We start from the raw sequence: 17,352 nt of genomic DNA, 5'->3' as shown, positions 1-17,352 counted from the left end.
AGATATGATTTGCTGCGAAATTAATGATTTTTTGAGAGATTTAGGAATGAATTAGTGATTATAGCTGCTTAAAATTCTAATATTTATTACATTTGATTGTATATGAATACACTCCTTAATAAATGGTACAAGAACCATGCATTGGTATATAAGATACTATTATTCTTAGCTACTACACTTTTTATTGTTTATCTATTTCCAAAAACTGGAAAATTTAAATATTCATTTGAAAAAGGGAAACCTTGGCAATCTGAAAACTTATATGCTCCTTTCAATTTTGCTATTGAGAAATCTGAGGAAGAGATTGAAAAAGAGCAGTCTCAAGTAGAGAAAAACAGTCCAGTCTATTTTGAAATTAACACAGCAATTGAAGATGAAGTATTAGACGATTATATAGAGCGTTTTAATGTAATGTTCAAGGATTCATTGAATGTAGGTTATCAAAATTCTGAACTTTTTAATAAAGGAAAAACGCTTCTCGATAGATTATATGCCAGTGGTATACTCGATTCTGATTACGGTTATTCAAAAGAAAAGCCCGTAACTATAACTTCTGATAATGAGGTTGTCAAGGAAATTAGGTTTGGCGATTTATTTCCATTGAATAAGATACGAGAAACGGCAGAAAAACATTTTCAATCTATTGGTGCTACTGATAAACGCAACAGAATGGTATCTCTCTTTTTTGATGTTGTAAAACCTAATGTATCATTGAATGAAAGTTTAACGGATAAAGCCTTAGAAGAAAAGTTATCTGAAATTTCATTGACTCGAGGTAGTATTGAACGAGAAACATTAATAATTGCCAAAGGACAAGTTGTTGAAGAGGAACAATACAAAATTCTCAACTCATTAAAGTCTGAATATGAGTCCCAAGTCTGGAACACCGCAAATTATAATTGGGTACTTGCTGCTTACACCATGCTTGTGGCATTAGCACTTTTGATGTTGTTATTATTTTTGAGGAAATACCGAATGGAAGTATTTCTAAACAATACTAAAGTGACTTTTATATTTTTTAATATCGTACTGATGATTGTATTAACCACATTGGTTATCAATTACGATTCACAATATGTTTATGTGGTGCCATTATGTGTGTTGCCTTTGGTGTTAAAAGCTTTTTTCGATGCCAGATTGGGTTTGTTTGCACATGTGCTCACGGTTTTACTTCTAGGTTTTATAGTACCTAATAGTTATGAGTATATGTTTTTGCAAATTATTGCTGGTATTGTAACCATACTTACGGTTTCAGAATTGTATAAACGAGCCAATCTTTTCATCTCGGTAGGTCAGATCACATTTATTTACATCATTGCTTACTTTGCTTTTTTCGTTATACAAGAAGGACAGATCACAAGTATGAAGTGGGATACCTATGGTTTATTTGTTCTTTGTGGTTTAGCTACATTATTTGTACAGCCACTAATCTATATTTATGAAAAGATTTTTGGATTGGTTTCTGATGTTTCACTTTTAGAACTTTCAGATACCAATACCAAATTATTGAAAGAATTATCAAATAGAGCACCTGGTACATTTCACCATTCACTCAATGTGGCTAATTTAGCAGAAGCTTCAGCAAACGAAATCGGTGCCAATGCTATGTTGGTTAGAGTAGGAGCTTTATATCACGATATCGGTAAAATGAAGAATCCAACCTATTTTACTGAAAATCAAAGTACAGGTATTAACCCACACGAAGAATTATCAAGTACTGAAAGTGCTCGCGTAATTATAGATCATGTTTTAAATGGAATAGAAATAGCCAAAAAATATAATTTACCGGATCGTGTAATAGATTTTATAAGAACTCACCACGGAACAAGTCTGGTTTATTATTTTTATATGAAAGAAAAGTCTGCAAATGAAAATGTAGGGATTGAAGATTTTATGTATCCTGGTCCAAAACCATTTAGTAAAGAAACTGCTATTTTAATGATGTGCGATAGTGTCGAGGCAGCTTCTAAAAGTTTAAAAGAGCCTACAAGCTCAAAAATTAACGAATTTGTAGAAAATATAATAGACAAACAAATGGAAAGCGGACAGTTTTTGAATGCGAATATTACTTTTAAGGAAATCCAATCCATTAAAAAAGTTCTAAAATTAAAGCTGGCAAATATCTATCACCTTAGAATTGAGTACCCAGAATAAGTCTTAAAGACTTTTATTTTTGTTTCTAAATTTTATTCTAAAAAACTAAATAAAATTGTTGCGTTCTTAAATATGAACTCTTACATTTGCATCCGCATTTTAAGCGATGTTCTTTAAATATTTTAGGAGAGGTGCCAGAGTGGTAATGGAGCAGATTGCTAATCTGTCAACGCGTAAGTGTTGCCCGGGTTCGAATCCCGGTCTCTCCGCAATTGATAACCATTTTTCGGGGTGTAGCGTAGCCCGGTTATCGCGCCGCGTTTGGGACGCGGAGGTCGCAGGTTCGAATCCTGCCACCCCGACTTTTTTGGAGTTTAATCTCTAATTTGGTCGCATAGCTCAGCTGGATAGAGCACCTGCCTTCTAAGCAGGCGGTCCTAGGTTCGAATCCTAGTGCGATCACATAAAGCCTTACTAATTTTTAGTAGGGCTTTTTTGTTTTGTATAAAGTTTAATTACTATTTTTCAGTAATTAATGACCAAATACAATAAAGATAGAGCATTCACAGACTATGTGCACAAAAACCTAGCAGTGCCATTAATTTATAATTCTCTACAATGGACAGAGGTTCAACTTAAAAGGGACTATGCAAAATATATAGACATGATGGATGGTATAGACTACGTATTCAGAAATGGTGATTCTATTATGAGTGTTCAGGAACGATTTAGAGAGGAAAAATATAAGAGTTTTGCTGATTTCACTATCCGTTACCGACGAGACCAAAATAAAATTGAAGACCGTCATGAATCCGAATACTATAAAATGAAAGCTCACTATTTCACCTATGGCATTATAAACAGCTCAAAGAAAAATGTTGTTGAATCTTCAGATTTTATAAAATACGCTATAATTGATTTAAAAAAAGTCTATAAGAAAATAGATTCTGGAGATATCTTCATTTCGGATAATAATAAAAATCGATGTGAAATAATTAACAACTCCAAAATTGAATGTCCAGTAAAATATAACCCAGATGGTTCGTCATCATTTTTTCCAATTGATATTTCTTATTTGGTAAAACTTTGGGGAAACGATATGGTGATTGCACAAAAAGGATTTCTATAAACGCTAAAATTTAACGTGATTTTGTTAATCCAAGTTTAACTTTTTTAATAGCTTACAAAAGCTATGGGAAAAGAAAATGAACTCATTAAATTTACCAAAAAAGGCATCTATTGTCCGCAAGGAAAATTTTATTTAGATCCATGGTTTCCTGTGGATTATGCGATAATTTCCCATGGTCACGCAGACCATGCACGTTGGGGAATGAAACGCTATTTATGCCAACATGACTCTAAAGCTATTCTTCAACACCGTATTGGAGCAGATATAAAAATTGAAAGTTTAGGTTATGAAGACCCAATAACTATTAATGGTGTAAAAGTGAGTTTTCATCCTGCAGGTCATGTTATCGGTTCTGCACAAATCCGTTTAGAATACAAAGGTTATGTAGTTGTTTTTACAGGTGATTATAAGACTCAGCCAGATTTCATTTCAACACCTTATGAGCCTGTCAAATGCCACACGTTTATTACCGAAAGCACCTTCGGTTTACCGATATACAATTGGAAATCAGAAAAAGAATTACAAAATGACTTGCAGAACTGGGTAAAAACAAATCAAGCTAATAATAGAACCTCAGTGTTTTTAGGGTATTCCTTAGGAAAAGCACAGCGTTTAATGTCCTTACTCGATGGCTGCGACGAAATTTATGTACATAGAGCCATTAAAAATTTAAATGAAGCCATTGAAGGTTCAGGAATAGACTTGCCAGAAACAAAATTGTGGTCGGCAGATTTGGACAAGAAAACCCTTCAAAATAAAATAATCATCGCACCACCAGCATTATTGGGTTCACGGATGTTAAAACGTGTACCAAATGCAGCAACAGCAATATGTTCAGGTTGGATGCAAATTCGTGGTAATCGTCGTTGGCAAGCTGTTGATGCTGGATTTGCAGTTAGCGACCATGCAGATTGGAATGGTTTAATTGCAGCAGTTAAAGCCACAGAAGCCGAACAAGTTTATGTCACTCACGGTTCTCAAGCGATATTTTCAAAATATCTAAATGAAATAGGAATAAAAGCCGATGAGCTAAAAACCGAATACGGTGATGAGCAAATGGCTCAAGCTGAAAAGGAAACTGAAAAAGCTGAAACCGAATGAAACAGTTTTCTGAACTCATAAGTGCTATAGAAATCACTAACAAAACCAATGCAAAAATTGATGCATTGGTCAATTATTTTGAGACCGCACCAGACAAAGATAAACTGTGGCTAATCGCAATATTCACAGGAAAACGTCCATCACGTCCTGTAAAAACAGCATTGATGAAACAATGGTGCATGGAAATTACAGAACTGCCCGAATGGTTATTTCTGGAAAGCTATAGCACAGTTGGTGATTTGGGCGAAACTATTGCTCTTTTATTGCCGCTACCAACGCATCAGCTCGATTTGACTTTGAGCGAATGGATGAAAGAACTCAAAGCCTTAAAACCAAAAACGGACGAAGAAAAAAAGCGCTTCGTATTAGAAGCTTGGTCAGGATTACAACAACAGGAACGTCTTATTTTCAACAAGCTAATTGGTGGTAGTTTCAGAATTGGTGTTTCCAAAAAAACATTGGTAAATGCTTTGGCAAAACTCACTGGAATTGATGCCAATCAACTGATGCACAGTATTATTGGAAATTGGGATATTGATTCTATTTCCTTTGAAGAATTAATAAAAGGTACCCACATCAACTACGATAATTCTAAACCTTATCCATTCTGTTTAGCTTATGCTTTAGAAAAGGAATTACCAGAATTAGGTGAACCTAAGGATTGGATTGTTGAACAAAAATGGGACGGAATTAGAGGACAAATCGTAAAGCGCAATAATGAAATTTTTATTTGGTCTCGTGGTGAGGAATTGGTGACCCAGCAATTTCCTGAATTGGTCGAAGTGATTTCAAATTTTAGTGACGATTTTGTAATCGATGGTGAAATACTGGCCATGAAAGATAATGCAGTACTGCTATTCAACGATTTACAAAAACGATTAAATAGAAAAAACGTAACCAAAAAACTTTTGGAAGAAGTTCCTATTGGTTTTTATGCTTACGATATTATGGAATTTAATGGCGATGATATTAGGGAAACACCTTTTGCTGAAAGACGAAAAATATTGGAAACAATTTTTAATTCGATAGTATTGCCTGCACAACTTAAATTATCGTTTATTGTTGATTTCAAAAAATGGGAACAACTTCACGCGATTAGAGATAATTCAAGAGCCATAAACAGTGAAGGTTTAATGCTAAAACAAAAAGCTTCGCCATACCACACGGGACGTAAAAAAGGGGATTGGTGGAAATGGAAGGTTGACCCATTGACGATTGATGCCGTAATGATTTATGCACAGAAGGGCAGTGGTCGACGTAGTTCAAAATATACAGATTATACATTTGCAGTTAAAAAAGATGATGCTTTAGTAACCGTCGCAAAAGCGTATTCAGGATTAACGGATAAAGAAATTACAGAAATTTCACGTTGGATCAATAAAAATGCCATTGAAAAATTTGGACCAGTGCGTACTGTTAAACCAGAATTGGTGTTTGAAATCGCATTTGAAGGTATTGCGCTCAGCAATCGTCATAAATCTGGTGTAGCTTTGAGATTTCCAAGAATTTCACGTTGGCGAAAAGATAAACCCGTGGAAGAAATCGACACTATCGAAAACGTGAAACAACTCATTACAGCACCTTGAGCAAATTCAACGAGAGCATAGGATTACAGATTATCCACAATTGGATGGCGGAGAAAGCCCAAGCGCCTTTTCCATTTCAAACGCAAACTTGGCAGCGTTATGCCAATGGCTACAGCGGAATGGTAGTGGCACCAACGGGTTTTGGGAAAACATTTTCAGTTTTTTTAGCTGTAGTTATCGATTACTTAAATCATCCAGATAAATATCCAAAAGGATTGAAACTACTATGGATAAGCCCTTTGCGTTCGTTGGCAAAAGACTTGGCAAAAGCGATGACGGAAGCCGTTGATGAGATTGGTTTGGATTGGTCAGTTCAGGTGCGGAATGGCGACACACCAACCAATGTGCGTCGAAAACAAGAGCGCTTAATGCCTGACGTATTGCTCACCACACCCGAAACCATGCATTTGCTGTTCTCACAAAAGAAGAATTCGAGATGGTTTAAAAATGTAAGATGTGTTGCTATTGATGAGTGGCACGAACTTTTAGGGAATAAACGAGGTGTACTAACGGAATTGGCAATTTCTCAATTACGAAGCTATTCACCGAAACTTCAAATTTGGGGAATAACAGCGACTATTGGTAATCTTGAGGAAGCAAAGCATGTTCTATTGCCATATCCCAATTTAAAAGTCACTCAAATAAAAGCAAAACAAAAAAAGAAAATTGATATTGTTTCGGTCTTGCCAGATGAAATAGAAGTGTTGCCTTGGGCAGGGCATCTCGGTGCCAAAATGGTAGATAAGATTTTACCAATTATTGAAAACAACACTACAACCTTAATATTTACAAATACTCGCGGCCAATCAGAATTGTGGTATCAATTATTACTTAATGCCAACCCGGAATTGGCTGGATTGTTAGCTATTCATCATGGATCAATCGATAAGAAACTGAGGAATTGGATTGAGGATAGCATTTCTAACGGCTATTTAAAAGCTGTGGTCTGTACGTCTTCTCTCGATTTGGGTGTGGATTTTAAGCCTGTGGATTGTGTGATTCAAATTGGTTCTGCTAAAGGCATAGCACGTTTTATGCAACGCGCTGGTCGCAGTGGTCATTCGCCATATGAGCGTTCCAAAGTTTATTTTATTCCTACACATTCTTTGGAATTGGTGGAAGTTTCGGCATTAAAGGAAGCCGTAAAACAAAATAAAATCGAAACCCGCGATCCAATGGTAATGACGTTTGACGTGTTGATTCAGTTTATGGTTACCAACGCTGTGGGCATGGGATTTGATTCTGAAAAGCTATTTATTCAAATAAAAGAAACGCATGCATTTAGTTACATCACTAAAGATGAATGGCAATGGTGCTTACAGTTTGTCACTAAAGGCGGAAAAACACTGAGTTCTTATGAGGAATTTCATAAAGTAATTAAAGATGAAGATGGTCTTTACAGAGTAAAAAGCCGACGCATTAGTATGCTGCATCGTATGAATATTGGTGCTATTGTTAGTGAAGTGATGTTAATGGTCAAATTCTTTTCTGGTGGCTATATTGGTATGATTGAAGAGTTCTTTATTTCGAAACTAAAGCCTGGTGATAATTTTATTTTGGCAGGCCGAGTTCTGGAATTAGCACAAATCAAAGATATGACCGTTTTGGTTCGTCGAAGCAAAGCCAAAAAAGCCGTGACGCCAAGTTGGTTGGGTGGTCGCTTGCCTTTGACGTCTCACCTGAGTCACTTTATGCGGTTAAAATTATCGGATGCGCTTGAACCTGGACGATTAGAAAAAGAACTTCGATTTTTGAACCCGCTTTTATCACGTCAAGATAATCATTCCCATATACCAAAAGATGATGAGTTTCTAGTTGAAATGATTGGAACAAGAGACGGTCATCATTTGTTTATGTATCCATTTGAAGGCAGATTGGTACACGAGGTGTTTTCGGCATTAATGGCATACAGGATCAGTAAATTAAAGCCATTAACCTTTACAATTGCGATGAATGATTATGGTTTTGAATTATTAAGCGACCAACCGATTCCAGTAACCGAAGCCAATATTTCAAAATTACTAAGCAAGGAAAATCTAATGGATGATGTGATTGCGAGTATTAACGCGTCAGAAATGGCATCTCGAAAATTTAGGGATATAGCAGTAATAGCTGGTTTGGTAGTACAATCACAACCAGGCGCTCGAAAAAATAATAAAAGTCTGCAATCATCTTCAGGATTAATATTTAGAGTTTTGGAAGATTATGAACCTGAAAATTTGTTATTGAAACAAGCCTATACGGAAGTGTTCAACCAACAATTAGAAGAGGTACGTTTACAAGCTGCTTTTGAGCGTATTTCAAAGAGCAAAATCATTTTGAAACATGCCAAATCTTTTACACCTTTGAGCTTCCCGCTTAAAGTTGATAGTCTGCGAGGAACTATGAGCAATGAGAGTTTGGATAAACGTATTCAGCGTATTAAGGCACAAGCATTTAAGATTGATTGAGTTGTCATTTCGAGCATAGTGAGAAATCTCATAATTTTATTCTACTCAGTGAGGATGCAATGTCTCACATACGTTCGACATGACTAAATTACTTGGTTATTAAGAGTTTTCCATTTAGGATTAAACGTTGTAATCAATTTATTTTTCTTTTCACGACGCCATTTTTTCAATTCTTTTTCTCTTGAAATAGCTTCTCTCGGGTATTCAAATCCTTCGTAATATACCAAATAGATACAATTATATTTACCAGCAAACGATTTTCTAGAATTCTGACTGTCAAAGAAATGCTGATCTAATCTTCTTTGAATGTTATTTGTTATTCCGATGTATAGTGTGGTTCTATAAGGATTTGTTGTTATGTACACAAAGTGATTATAAAGCATCCATAAATATAAATAAAAGCTTGAAGTCATTTCGAGCAAAGCGAGAAATCACATAATTTTGAGATTTGAATGGAGCTATATGTGGGATGTCTCACGAAAGTTCGATATGACTAAAATTGTGAAACTAAAAATCATTACCGAAAATATTTCCGTAAAAAACGAAACGTTGACACTCACCAATCAACGCGCCATCTATTGGAAACGTGAAAGTGCTTTGATTCTATCCGATATACATATCGGTAAAACCGCACACTTCAGAAAACATGGTATACCTATGCCTGATGGTGTGCTTCAGAACGATTTAGAACGTTTGAAACAATTGATTCTTTATCTCAAGGCTCAAAAAATATTGATTGTTGGTGATTTATTCCATGCGGAGGCTAACGTAGATATGGACACTTTTCAATTATGGCTAAATCAGTTTGAAGATTTACAAATCGTTCTGATTAAAGGAAACCACGATAGACTTTCAAAAAACATAGTTTCAAAGTTTGATTTTGAGATTGAAAAAGAATTGGAAATTTCACCTTTCACCTTTGTGCATGAGCATTTAAAAAAGCATTCAGAACAATTTACGATTTCAGGTCATACCCATCCTGGTGTAAGGATAAAAGGTAAAGGCAAACAATTTTTAAAATTACCCTGTTTTCAAGTGAGTGGACATCAAATTATATTGCCTGCATTTAGCTTATTTACCGGGTTGAACACGCGCTCTCAGCCAAAAGATTCGGTTTGTTATGCTTTTACAGATACCTCGATTTTTAAATTTTAGAACAGATTAGAATTATTTTTTCATTGTTTAAATTAGTAGTAAAGAACAAATAAATAGTTCCACCATCCTTCACTTTAAATTTTTTACGAATGTCCGCAACAGATAGCGGAAAATTCCGAGTCGTGATATTTGCTTTTTGAATTTTTAATTTAGAAAAAGCCTTTTTATTAAAAGGAATAACATTTTCAATATTGAATCGTCTTCCGGGAAAATCAATTAATGTTTCAGAAGTATATAAATGCGAATGTTTATGAAGTTTTTTTACTCCCAAATTAGAACTAACCGAATTAAATGCTCCAGCTTTTAAAATGGCTGAATTTGGCTCGTACAAATAATTAGAAGGTCGGGTGTATTCAACTTTTGCAGTAGATTCTTCATCATAATAGAAGTCAAAAGTTTGTTTGTTTTCTTTTTGAATATTGACTGTTTTGATTAAAATGGATCCAGAATAGTTGCGTTCTAAAATCCACAATAACTCCTTTACTTCATTATTTACTGCGACTACGTGAATTTCCTTGACGTTACTTAAATCTAAAAGTGTGGCAGAAATATCTAATAAAGGCGATGTTTTTATCATCACGTTTTCTGCATATTTTAAAAGTAACCCCTGATACGTTTTAACGTTTGGCGTACAATCCGTTATTAAAAACACCTTGTTTTTGGAATCGTCCCGTCTGGAAGGATCGATGTAAATCCAATCGAACTGCTTATCCAATTTTTTTAAGGTTTCAATTCCATTTTCATTTATACATTCAACATTTGAAACTTGTAAATTGTGATAGTTATGAGCTACTATATCAGATAGTTCTGTATTGATTTCACAATGGATCACATTTTCAATTTGCTTTGAAAAGTAATAAGTATCCACACCAAAGCCACCCGTGAGATCGATTAAATTTTTTCCAGAAACCAATTTAGCTTTATGCTCAGCTGTTATTTCAGAGGACGTTTGCTCAATATTTAATTTATTTGGGTAGTACACATATTCAGTATTGAACCAAGTGGGTAACTTTTTTTTAGCACGTTTTTTTGATTCAATTTGCTCTATGATAGTTGTATTATCAACATTGTCAAACGCAATACCCTTTAATAATAAATCTGCTATATCTGCATTCAGATTTGAATTAATGAACTTTTGAATTTGAGTATTTAAAATGGAAGTTTTCAAACCGAAACTATAAGTTTTTAGTCAAGCTTTTAACTACCCTATATTCGTTAAAGAATTCTTTAGCAATAACTTTTATAGCTGTATACAACGGAATTGCAACGATTAAACCCGTCATGCCAAAAAGTAACCCAAAAATGATGATGATAAGGAATATTTCTAACGGGTGTGATTTTACGCTTTTAGAAAATATTAATGGCTGACTAAAAAAGTTATCTACCAATTGTGCAACAATAAATCCTATCATCACATAAATTGCTTTTGGTAAAATCACAGCACTGAAATCTTGGCCGAGATTACTGCTTATGGTTAAAAGTAAAATTAAAACAGCACTAATTAATGGCCCTACGTAAGGAATTATATTCAATAACGCGCAGAGAGTAGCAATCACTAGAGCATTCTCGATACCAAATATAAACAGTACTATAGAGTATATTGTAAAGAGGATTAGGATTTGAAGAATGAGTCCTGTAAAATATCTAGATAGTAAGTCTCTTATGGTGGTCAAAGTTTTCTTGAGTTTTACATCTTCGGATTTTGGGAAAAATGTAACAACTGATCTGGTAAACATCTTACTATCTTTAAGAAAGAAAAACAATATAAAAAGAACGGAAAACAAACCAATTCCAAAGCTACCAAATCCTGAGATGATTGAATTCAGAAAATCAGGAATGAATCCAAAATTAAATTCTGACATATATTCCGAATCTTTAAATGAAGTCTCGACTTCTTGTTTACTCAGCCCAAAATTATCTATAAATTCTTGATAGATGCTATCTATGTTGGTTTGGAGCAACTCTACATCCAGCAATGCAAGATTTTGACTTTGTTCAATTACTAAAGGAATAAAAAGTCCAATAATACCTAACACGATGCACAAAAAGAAAATCATTGTAGTTACCACGGCTAACGTTTCATTGAACTTTAATGTCTTTTTTAAGAAAATCATTATTGGTCGCCCAACTAGAGAAAGAAATCCTGCAATAGCCAAATAAACTATGACAGATTGTATTTGATAAAGAAAATATAAGAGAAAGGTTATACCAGCTAAAATAGCTAATGCTCTTAAAATACCGTTGGCTATAATTTTTGAATTCACTTTAAATAATAAAGTTTGTACTGAGAAATTGATTGTTGTCTTTGTAAAACTAAGAATTAAATATCTTTGGTAAGTTGTTTCACGATTTTATATTCTGATAAAAATTCTTTAGATATTACCTTTAGTGTGGTGTATACCGGTACGGCTAAAATCATTCCAGGTATACCAAATAGAAGCCCTCCCATAAATATTACAATAAAAATTTCCAATGGATGTGATTTTACACTTTGACCAAAAATAATCGGCTGAGAAAAAAAATTGTCAATAAGCTGGATAATAGATACACCTACCAGAACCGTGATTAGGTCAGGTAGTAACTGGGTCGAAAAATCCGATGCGAGATTAGCGGATAACACAATTAGCATAATCACCATTGCACCAAGTAATGGACCTAAATATGGAACAATATTTAGAAAGGCACAAACCAAGGCAACGGCAAGAGCATTTTGTATACCGAGACTATATAATAGAATAAAATATAATATGGCGATTACCAGCATTTGGCAGAGAAGTCCTATAAAGTAACGAGTGAGTAGTGATTTTGATTTATTAAGAACAAGCAAAAACCGTTTCTCCTTACCGATATCTGCAAAAGCTATGACCATATTAGGTATCAGATTATCATCCTTGAGCAAAAAGAAGCTAATGAACAGAACAGAAAATAAACCTACAAGGGTGTTAAATATGTTATCGAAAAAAACATCCAAAACACCATCAATAAATTCAGAATTTAGATTTTGAGCAAATTCTGCCTCTTTAATAGCCTCAAAAAGATTTATTTGTTCTAGACCTAAATAATCACTGGCTTGTAGGCTTAATTCATTTAGATCTTGTTTGACAACATCAAAATTAATCTGAGAAATATTCTTACCCTGTTCTACAATTATGGGTAGAAAAATCCAAAGCATAAGGCAAACAACGGAGATCATCACAACTAGCGTGACAACGGATGCTAAAGTCTTTGAAAATTTAAGTTTTGTTTTAAGAAAAATTACCAAAGGTCTGCAGACTAATGCAAGCACTCCAGCTATAAAAGCAAAAAGAATAAGCACCCTAATTTTGAACAGTACAAACAGCACAATACAGATACCGATGATAATTCCTAAGGTCTGTAAATTGCTTTTTGTAAGTTTACTGGCTTTAATCATAACTCTAAATCATATCGCAATATAGGCAATGTTAAGAATTGATTTTAATTGAGAATCAAATGAGTTAATTTTTATAGGATTTGATTGAGTTGTTTAGTCATCTCATAAAGTGCAATACTTGTGGCATGCGTGACATTCATACTACTATTTTGACCAAACATATCAATATGTAAGATAGCATCAACTTGACTCAAAATAAAATTGGAAACACCAAAATTTTCATCGCCCAAAATTAAAACAATAGGCTTATTAGAGTTAAGTTGAAAACTGCTGAGTGGTTGGCTGTTTTTTGTAATTTCTAAAGCTATTAGATAATAATTATTTCTTTTGAAATCCTCAATAATAAATTTGATTTCCTTTTCTATTGTGTAATCCACATATTTTTCGGTAGCACGAGAGGTTTTTGTCATTCGCTTTCCCATTGAAATATTATTACCGCAAAATATTATCCGTTCAATTCCAAAAGCGTCAGCCGCTCTAAATAGACTTCCTATATTTGGTGCATTGGTGATATTGTCACAAACCAATATGATCGGCAATTTCTTTTTCTTGAATTTAGAGGTGTAGTGGTTGAGTTGCATTTTCAGTAGTCAATAGTCAGTATTCAGTAGTCAGTAGTCAGTAGATTAGTATTAAATTCTAATCTACCATCTATTATTTCTGATATTCAATTCTCAAAAGCATATTTCACAATATTCGCACCCATCTTGAGTGCTTTTTCACGAACATCTTCAGGATCGTTATGCACTTCTTGGTCTTCCCAGCCGTCGCCTAAATCGCTTTCAAAAGTAAAAAGTAGTACCAGTCTATCTTCAAAAAAGATGCCCAACGCTTTTGGTGCCTTGCCATCATGCTCGTGAATTTTTGGCAGACCGTTTGGAAAATTATATGCAGAATTAAAAATTTTGTGGTTTTTAGGAATTTCTGTTAAGTCATTATTTGGGAACACTTTTTTTAACTCTTTTTTAATGTAAGGTTCCAAGCCATAATTATCATCAATATGAAGAAATCCGCCCGAAACGAGATACTTTCTAAGGTTTTCGGCATCTTCATCACCAAAGAATACATTCCCGTGACCAGTCATGTGTAAAAGTGGAAATTGATAAATGTCCGTGCTTCCAGCTTCAACGGTTTGAATACTTTCATTAATATTTGTATCGATATTGTCGTTGCAGTACTTTACCAAATTCGGTAGCGCTGTAGGGTTACCATACCAATCTCCACCACCCTTGTATTTGAGCACTGCCAAGTCTTGGGCAAAGCTTGTTAAACTAATCACAAAGACTGCTAAAAATGTAAGTAAAATCGATTTTTTCGAACTAAAAAGCATACTGTAAATGTAAAAAAGAATTACTATGAAATCGATATTATTAACACTATTTATGGTTCCATTATTGCTTTGTAGCGATAAAACCGATACAATAAATAATGAAATAAAAAATGAAAGTCCGGTAGTTTTAGAATTGTTCACATCACAAGGCTGCTCAAGCTGTCCGCCTGCTGATGAATTGTTAAACGAAGTGAAAAGTAATAAAGTTATCGCTCTATCTTATCATGTTGACTATTGGAATTATATTGGATGGAAGGATCCATTTAGTAAAGAAAAATACAGCAATAAGCAAAGAAGATATGCTTCAAAATTTAATAGTAGTTCTATTTATACACCTCAAATTGTAGTGAATGGTAAAGAACATTTTGTCGGTTCAAATGAAAGTATATTGAAAAATAAAATTTCCGAATACTCTAAAAAAACATCAAAAAACTACATTACTATTTCTGAAGTTTCAAAATCGAATAATAAGATTGACTTTAAATATGGTACTGAAGGCAATTTGCAGGACCAAAATCTGCGAATTGTTTTGGTTATCAATCAAAGAACAACGTCCGTAAAACGAGGTGAAAACCGAAACAGGGAATTGGTGAATAGCAATATTGTAGTCAATGAGCAACTTTTTAATCTCAAAAGTAACTCAATGAATGGATCTATTTTAATCCCAGAAATGGTAAGACCTGAAGACGAATTATCACTAATTCTGATTGTTGAAAATGATAAGTTGGATATTCTTACAGCAACTCAAAAAGCTGTTTAATTAATGATGAAAAAAAGCCACGGAGTGGCAAGCAGCAATGGCTGCCGTTTCTGTGCGCAATCGTGTTTCTCCCAAAGTAACAGGCATATAATTTTGATTTATAGCCAGCTCAATTTCATATGGACTAAAATCACCTTCAGGTCCTATTAAAATAATACAATTTGTGTTTGATTGCAGTTGTGACTTTAATGTTTTCTTATCCGTTTCCTCACAATGTGCAATAAATTTTTGCCCTGTAGTTTCTTGCGACAAAAATTCAGAAAATGTCGTAGGTGTATTCAAGTTAGGCTTATAGCATTGTAAGGATTGCTTCATTGCAGATTGAATGATTCGCTCAAAACGTTCGGTCTTTACTACTTTTCGTTCGCTATGGTCACAAATAATTGGTGTGATTTCTGTAATTCCTATTTCAGTAGCTTTTTCTAAAAACCACTCGTAGCGGTCATTCATTTTTGTTGGTGCAACTGCCAGATGTAACGTGTAGTTTCGTTGTGGTTGAAGTTCGCTTGATATAATTGAAACCGTACAATTCTTAATTTCAACAGATGTTAGCTCAGCGGTAAATAATGACCCTTTTCCATTGGTAATCTGTAATTGATCACCAACTTTTTTTCTCAAAACTTTGACAATATGTTTGCTTTCATCTTTATCAAAGTTGAAAAATGCATCTTTTTCAGATATGTTTGCGTTGTAGAACAATTGCATATTATGTTTTTTTTCTTTTTGAATAATGTCTTGTCGTGCTGAGTATCACATTCAAAATAAATAAGAATTGTGCTAAGACCAAAATCCCAATTAAGGTAATTGTCATAGTATCCATACTGTTTTGGCTGTCGAATAAAGGAAAGTCATTTGACAATTGATAATAAAGTTTGCCAATAGGATAAATAAGAATGCAGACAAGAGTAATGAAGGTGTGAGTTAAGGTAAACACACTAGCTAATCGTATGTTTATTTTTTCAAATAAATAATAGATAATGCCTATACTAAGTAAAAAGGCACTTATTAGAGCAACAGCATGGGTTTCATCTATAATAAAATACGTATCGTGAATATTAAAATTTATAACTGAATTTTCAATTCGTGAATTAATGATATAGTTAGTCAAAACAACATAAAAAGGAGCCAACCAAAAATAAAAATACGATTTCCTTAAAAGCTTCATAATTTATATCTTTAAGCGAGCCGTTGCCATCACATCAAAATCACTAAAATCTTTTTCCAAATATTTTAAATAACCAACAATAGCAATCATTGCGGCATTGTCTGTAGTATATTCAAATTTTGGAATGTAAGAAGTCCAACCGTGTTTTGTTTCGGCATCTTTAAGTGCTTTTCGGATTCCTGAATTTGCTGATACTCCACCACCAATGGCAATGTGCTGGATGCCAGTTTGCTTTACAGCACGTTTTAATTTGTCCATCAAAATCCCAATTATGGTGTATTGGATTGAGGCACAAATATCATTTAAGTTTTCTTCAACAAAATTGGGATTAGCTTTCACTTCACGCTGTACAAAATAAAGAATTGCTGTTTTTAATCCTGAAAAACTAAAATTCAATCCTTCTACTTTCGGCTTTGTAAATTTATAAGCTCTTGGGTTGCCAAGTTGCGCTCGCCGATCTATTTCCGGTCCGGCAGGGTAACCTAACCCTAAAACCTTACCGCTTTTGTCGTAAGCTTCTCCAACGGCATCGTCTATGGTTTCGCCAATTACTTCCATTTCAAAATAGTTATTAACTTTTACAATCTGCGTATGGCCACCAGAAATGGTCATTGCTAAAAATGGAAATGGTGGTTTTTTGTAATCGTTTTCGTCAATAAAATGAGCTAGAATATGACCTTGCATGTGATTCACGTCAATGAGCGGAATATCCAACCCATAGGCCAAAGACTTGGCAAAAGATGTACCAACCAATAAGGATCCCATAAGTCCGGGACCTCGGGTAAAGGCAATAGCATTTAATTGAGATTTATTGATTCCTGCCTTTTCAATGGCCTGATGTACTACCGGAACTATGTTTTGTTGATGTGCGCGTGAGGCCAATTCAGGGACCACACCACCATATTCGGCATGTATTTTTTGGTCTGCTACAACATTGCTTAAAATTTTATCGTTACAAAGTACGGCAGCCGAAGTATCATCGCAGGAAGACTCGATCCCAAGTATGTAAATATTTTCTTTTTGCATAGTCGAATTTGGGCACAATAATTGTTAATTTTGAACAGATTAGTTAAGCATCAACAAATACCCATATTATTTAGCAAAGATAGGGTTTTACAAACATAATTTCTAGCACATATTTTTATCAAACGGATACTCAAAATAATAGGT

Annotated in this window: 15 protein-coding genes and 3 tRNA genes; 10 read left to right on the top strand and 8 right to left on the bottom strand. The window is 34.2% G+C overall.

Annotation, left to right across the window (positions count from 1 at the left end; translation table 11 throughout):
• Positions 1-102 precede the first annotated feature (102 nt).
• The 8 genes from HM983_RS09400 to HM983_RS09365 all read left to right on the top strand — a co-directional run bounded on the left by HM983_RS09400 (position 103) and on the right by HM983_RS09365 (position 8,360).
• Positions 103-2,154, top strand: coding sequence for an HD family phosphohydrolase (locus tag HM983_RS09400; protein WP_179345153.1), 2,052 nt, complete (start codon positions 103-105; stop codon positions 2,152-2,154).
• A gap of 125 nt (positions 2,155-2,279) precedes the next feature.
• Positions 2,280-2,363 (top strand) — tRNA-Ser (locus tag HM983_RS09395).
• Between the two features lie 18 nt (positions 2,364-2,381).
• Positions 2,382-2,456, top strand: a tRNA-Pro gene (locus tag HM983_RS09390).
• Between the two features lie 26 nt (positions 2,457-2,482).
• Positions 2,483-2,556, top strand: a tRNA-Arg gene (locus HM983_RS09385).
• A gap of 73 nt (positions 2,557-2,629) precedes the next feature.
• Positions 2,630-3,223, top strand: coding sequence for a hypothetical protein (locus HM983_RS09380; protein WP_179345152.1), 594 nt, complete (start codon positions 2,630-2,632; stop codon positions 3,221-3,223).
• Positions 3,224-3,286: 63 nt separating this feature from the next.
• Complete coding sequence (locus tag HM983_RS09375; RefSeq protein ID WP_179345151.1) at positions 3,287-4,324, top strand: ligase-associated DNA damage response exonuclease; 1,038 nt, start codon at positions 3,287-3,289, stop codon at positions 4,322-4,324.
• Positions 4,321-5,910: an ATP-dependent DNA ligase gene (locus HM983_RS09370; protein WP_179345150.1), complete on the top strand. Its 1,590-nt coding sequence runs from the start codon at positions 4,321-4,323 to the stop codon at positions 5,908-5,910. Before HM983_RS09375 ends, HM983_RS09370 begins: the two co-directional genes overlap by 4 nt.
• Positions 5,907-8,360 carry a ligase-associated DNA damage response DEXH box helicase gene (locus HM983_RS09365; protein WP_246277495.1) on the top strand — a complete coding sequence of 818 codons (2,454 nt, stop codon included), beginning with the start codon at positions 5,907-5,909 and terminating at the stop codon, positions 8,358-8,360. The genes HM983_RS09370 and HM983_RS09365 overlap by 4 nt, the downstream gene beginning before the upstream one ends.
• A gap of 83 nt (positions 8,361-8,443) precedes the next feature.
• On the opposite strand, the gene HM983_RS09360 is transcribed toward HM983_RS09365, so the two are convergent.
• Positions 8,444-8,725 (bottom strand): GIY-YIG nuclease family protein, encoded by a 282-nt coding sequence (locus HM983_RS09360; protein ID WP_317166960.1) that lies wholly within the window; start codon positions 8,723-8,725, stop codon positions 8,444-8,446.
• Positions 8,726-8,861: 136 nt separating this feature from the next.
• Between HM983_RS09360 and pdeM the strand changes: the two genes are divergently transcribed.
• Positions 8,862-9,515 carry a ligase-associated DNA damage response endonuclease PdeM gene (pdeM, locus tag HM983_RS09355; RefSeq protein WP_317166959.1) on the top strand — a complete coding sequence of 218 codons (654 nt, stop codon included), beginning with the start codon at positions 8,862-8,864 and terminating at the stop codon, positions 9,513-9,515.
• Here the strand turns inward: pdeM and HM983_RS09350 are convergent.
• The 5 genes from HM983_RS09350 to HM983_RS09330 form a co-directional block, all read right to left on the bottom strand.
• Positions 9,505-10,683: a THUMP-like domain-containing protein gene (locus HM983_RS09350; protein ID WP_179345149.1), complete on the bottom strand. Its 1,179-nt coding sequence runs from the start codon at positions 10,681-10,683 to the stop codon at positions 9,505-9,507. The two genes, pdeM and HM983_RS09350, sit on opposite strands and share 11 nt — an antisense overlap.
• Positions 10,684-10,690: 7 nt before the next feature.
• Positions 10,691-11,779 (bottom strand): AI-2E family transporter, encoded by a 1,089-nt coding sequence (locus HM983_RS09345; protein ID WP_179345148.1) that lies wholly within the window; start codon positions 11,777-11,779, stop codon positions 10,691-10,693.
• 56 nt (positions 11,780-11,835) lie between these two features.
• Positions 11,836-12,927 (bottom strand): AI-2E family transporter, encoded by a 1,092-nt coding sequence (locus HM983_RS09340; protein WP_218841846.1) that lies wholly within the window; start codon positions 12,925-12,927, stop codon positions 11,836-11,838.
• 71 nt (positions 12,928-12,998) lie between these two features.
• Positions 12,999-13,508, bottom strand: a complete 510-nt coding sequence (locus tag HM983_RS09335) for a TrmH family RNA methyltransferase (RefSeq protein WP_179345147.1) — start codon at positions 13,506-13,508, stop codon at positions 12,999-13,001.
• An 86-nt stretch (positions 13,509-13,594) separates the two neighbouring features.
• Positions 13,595-14,257, bottom strand: coding sequence for a DUF4159 domain-containing protein (locus HM983_RS09330; protein WP_179345146.1), 663 nt, complete (start codon positions 14,255-14,257; stop codon positions 13,595-13,597).
• 25 nt (positions 14,258-14,282) lie between these two features.
• Here HM983_RS09330 and HM983_RS09325 point away from each other — a divergent pair, with 25 nt between their 5' ends.
• Positions 14,283-15,017 carry a DUF1223 domain-containing protein gene (locus HM983_RS09325; RefSeq protein WP_179345145.1) on the top strand — a complete coding sequence of 245 codons (735 nt, stop codon included), beginning with the start codon at positions 14,283-14,285 and terminating at the stop codon, positions 15,015-15,017.
• Here the strand turns inward: HM983_RS09325 and HM983_RS09320 are convergent, their stop codons facing one another.
• Together HM983_RS09320 and tsaD are read right to left on the bottom strand one after the other, a co-directional pair.
• Positions 15,018-15,722: a 16S rRNA (uracil(1498)-N(3))-methyltransferase gene (locus HM983_RS09320; protein WP_179345144.1), complete on the bottom strand. Its 705-nt coding sequence runs from the start codon at positions 15,720-15,722 to the stop codon at positions 15,018-15,020.
• Positions 15,723-16,185: 463 nt separating this feature from the next.
• Positions 16,186-17,208 carry a tRNA (adenosine(37)-N6)-threonylcarbamoyltransferase complex transferase subunit TsaD gene (gene tsaD / locus HM983_RS09315; protein ID WP_179345143.1) on the bottom strand — a complete coding sequence of 341 codons (1,023 nt, stop codon included), beginning with the start codon at positions 17,206-17,208 and terminating at the stop codon, positions 16,186-16,188.
• Positions 17,209-17,352: the final 144 nt, after the last annotated feature.

Origin of the sequence: Winogradskyella ursingii, assembly GCF_013403975.1 — a bacterium.
Taxonomy (GTDB): domain Bacteria; phylum Bacteroidota; class Bacteroidia; order Flavobacteriales; family Flavobacteriaceae; genus Winogradskyella; species Winogradskyella ursingii.
The sequence above is the reverse complement of the archived record's forward strand: the minus strand, read 5'-3'. Positions and strand labels throughout refer to the sequence as shown.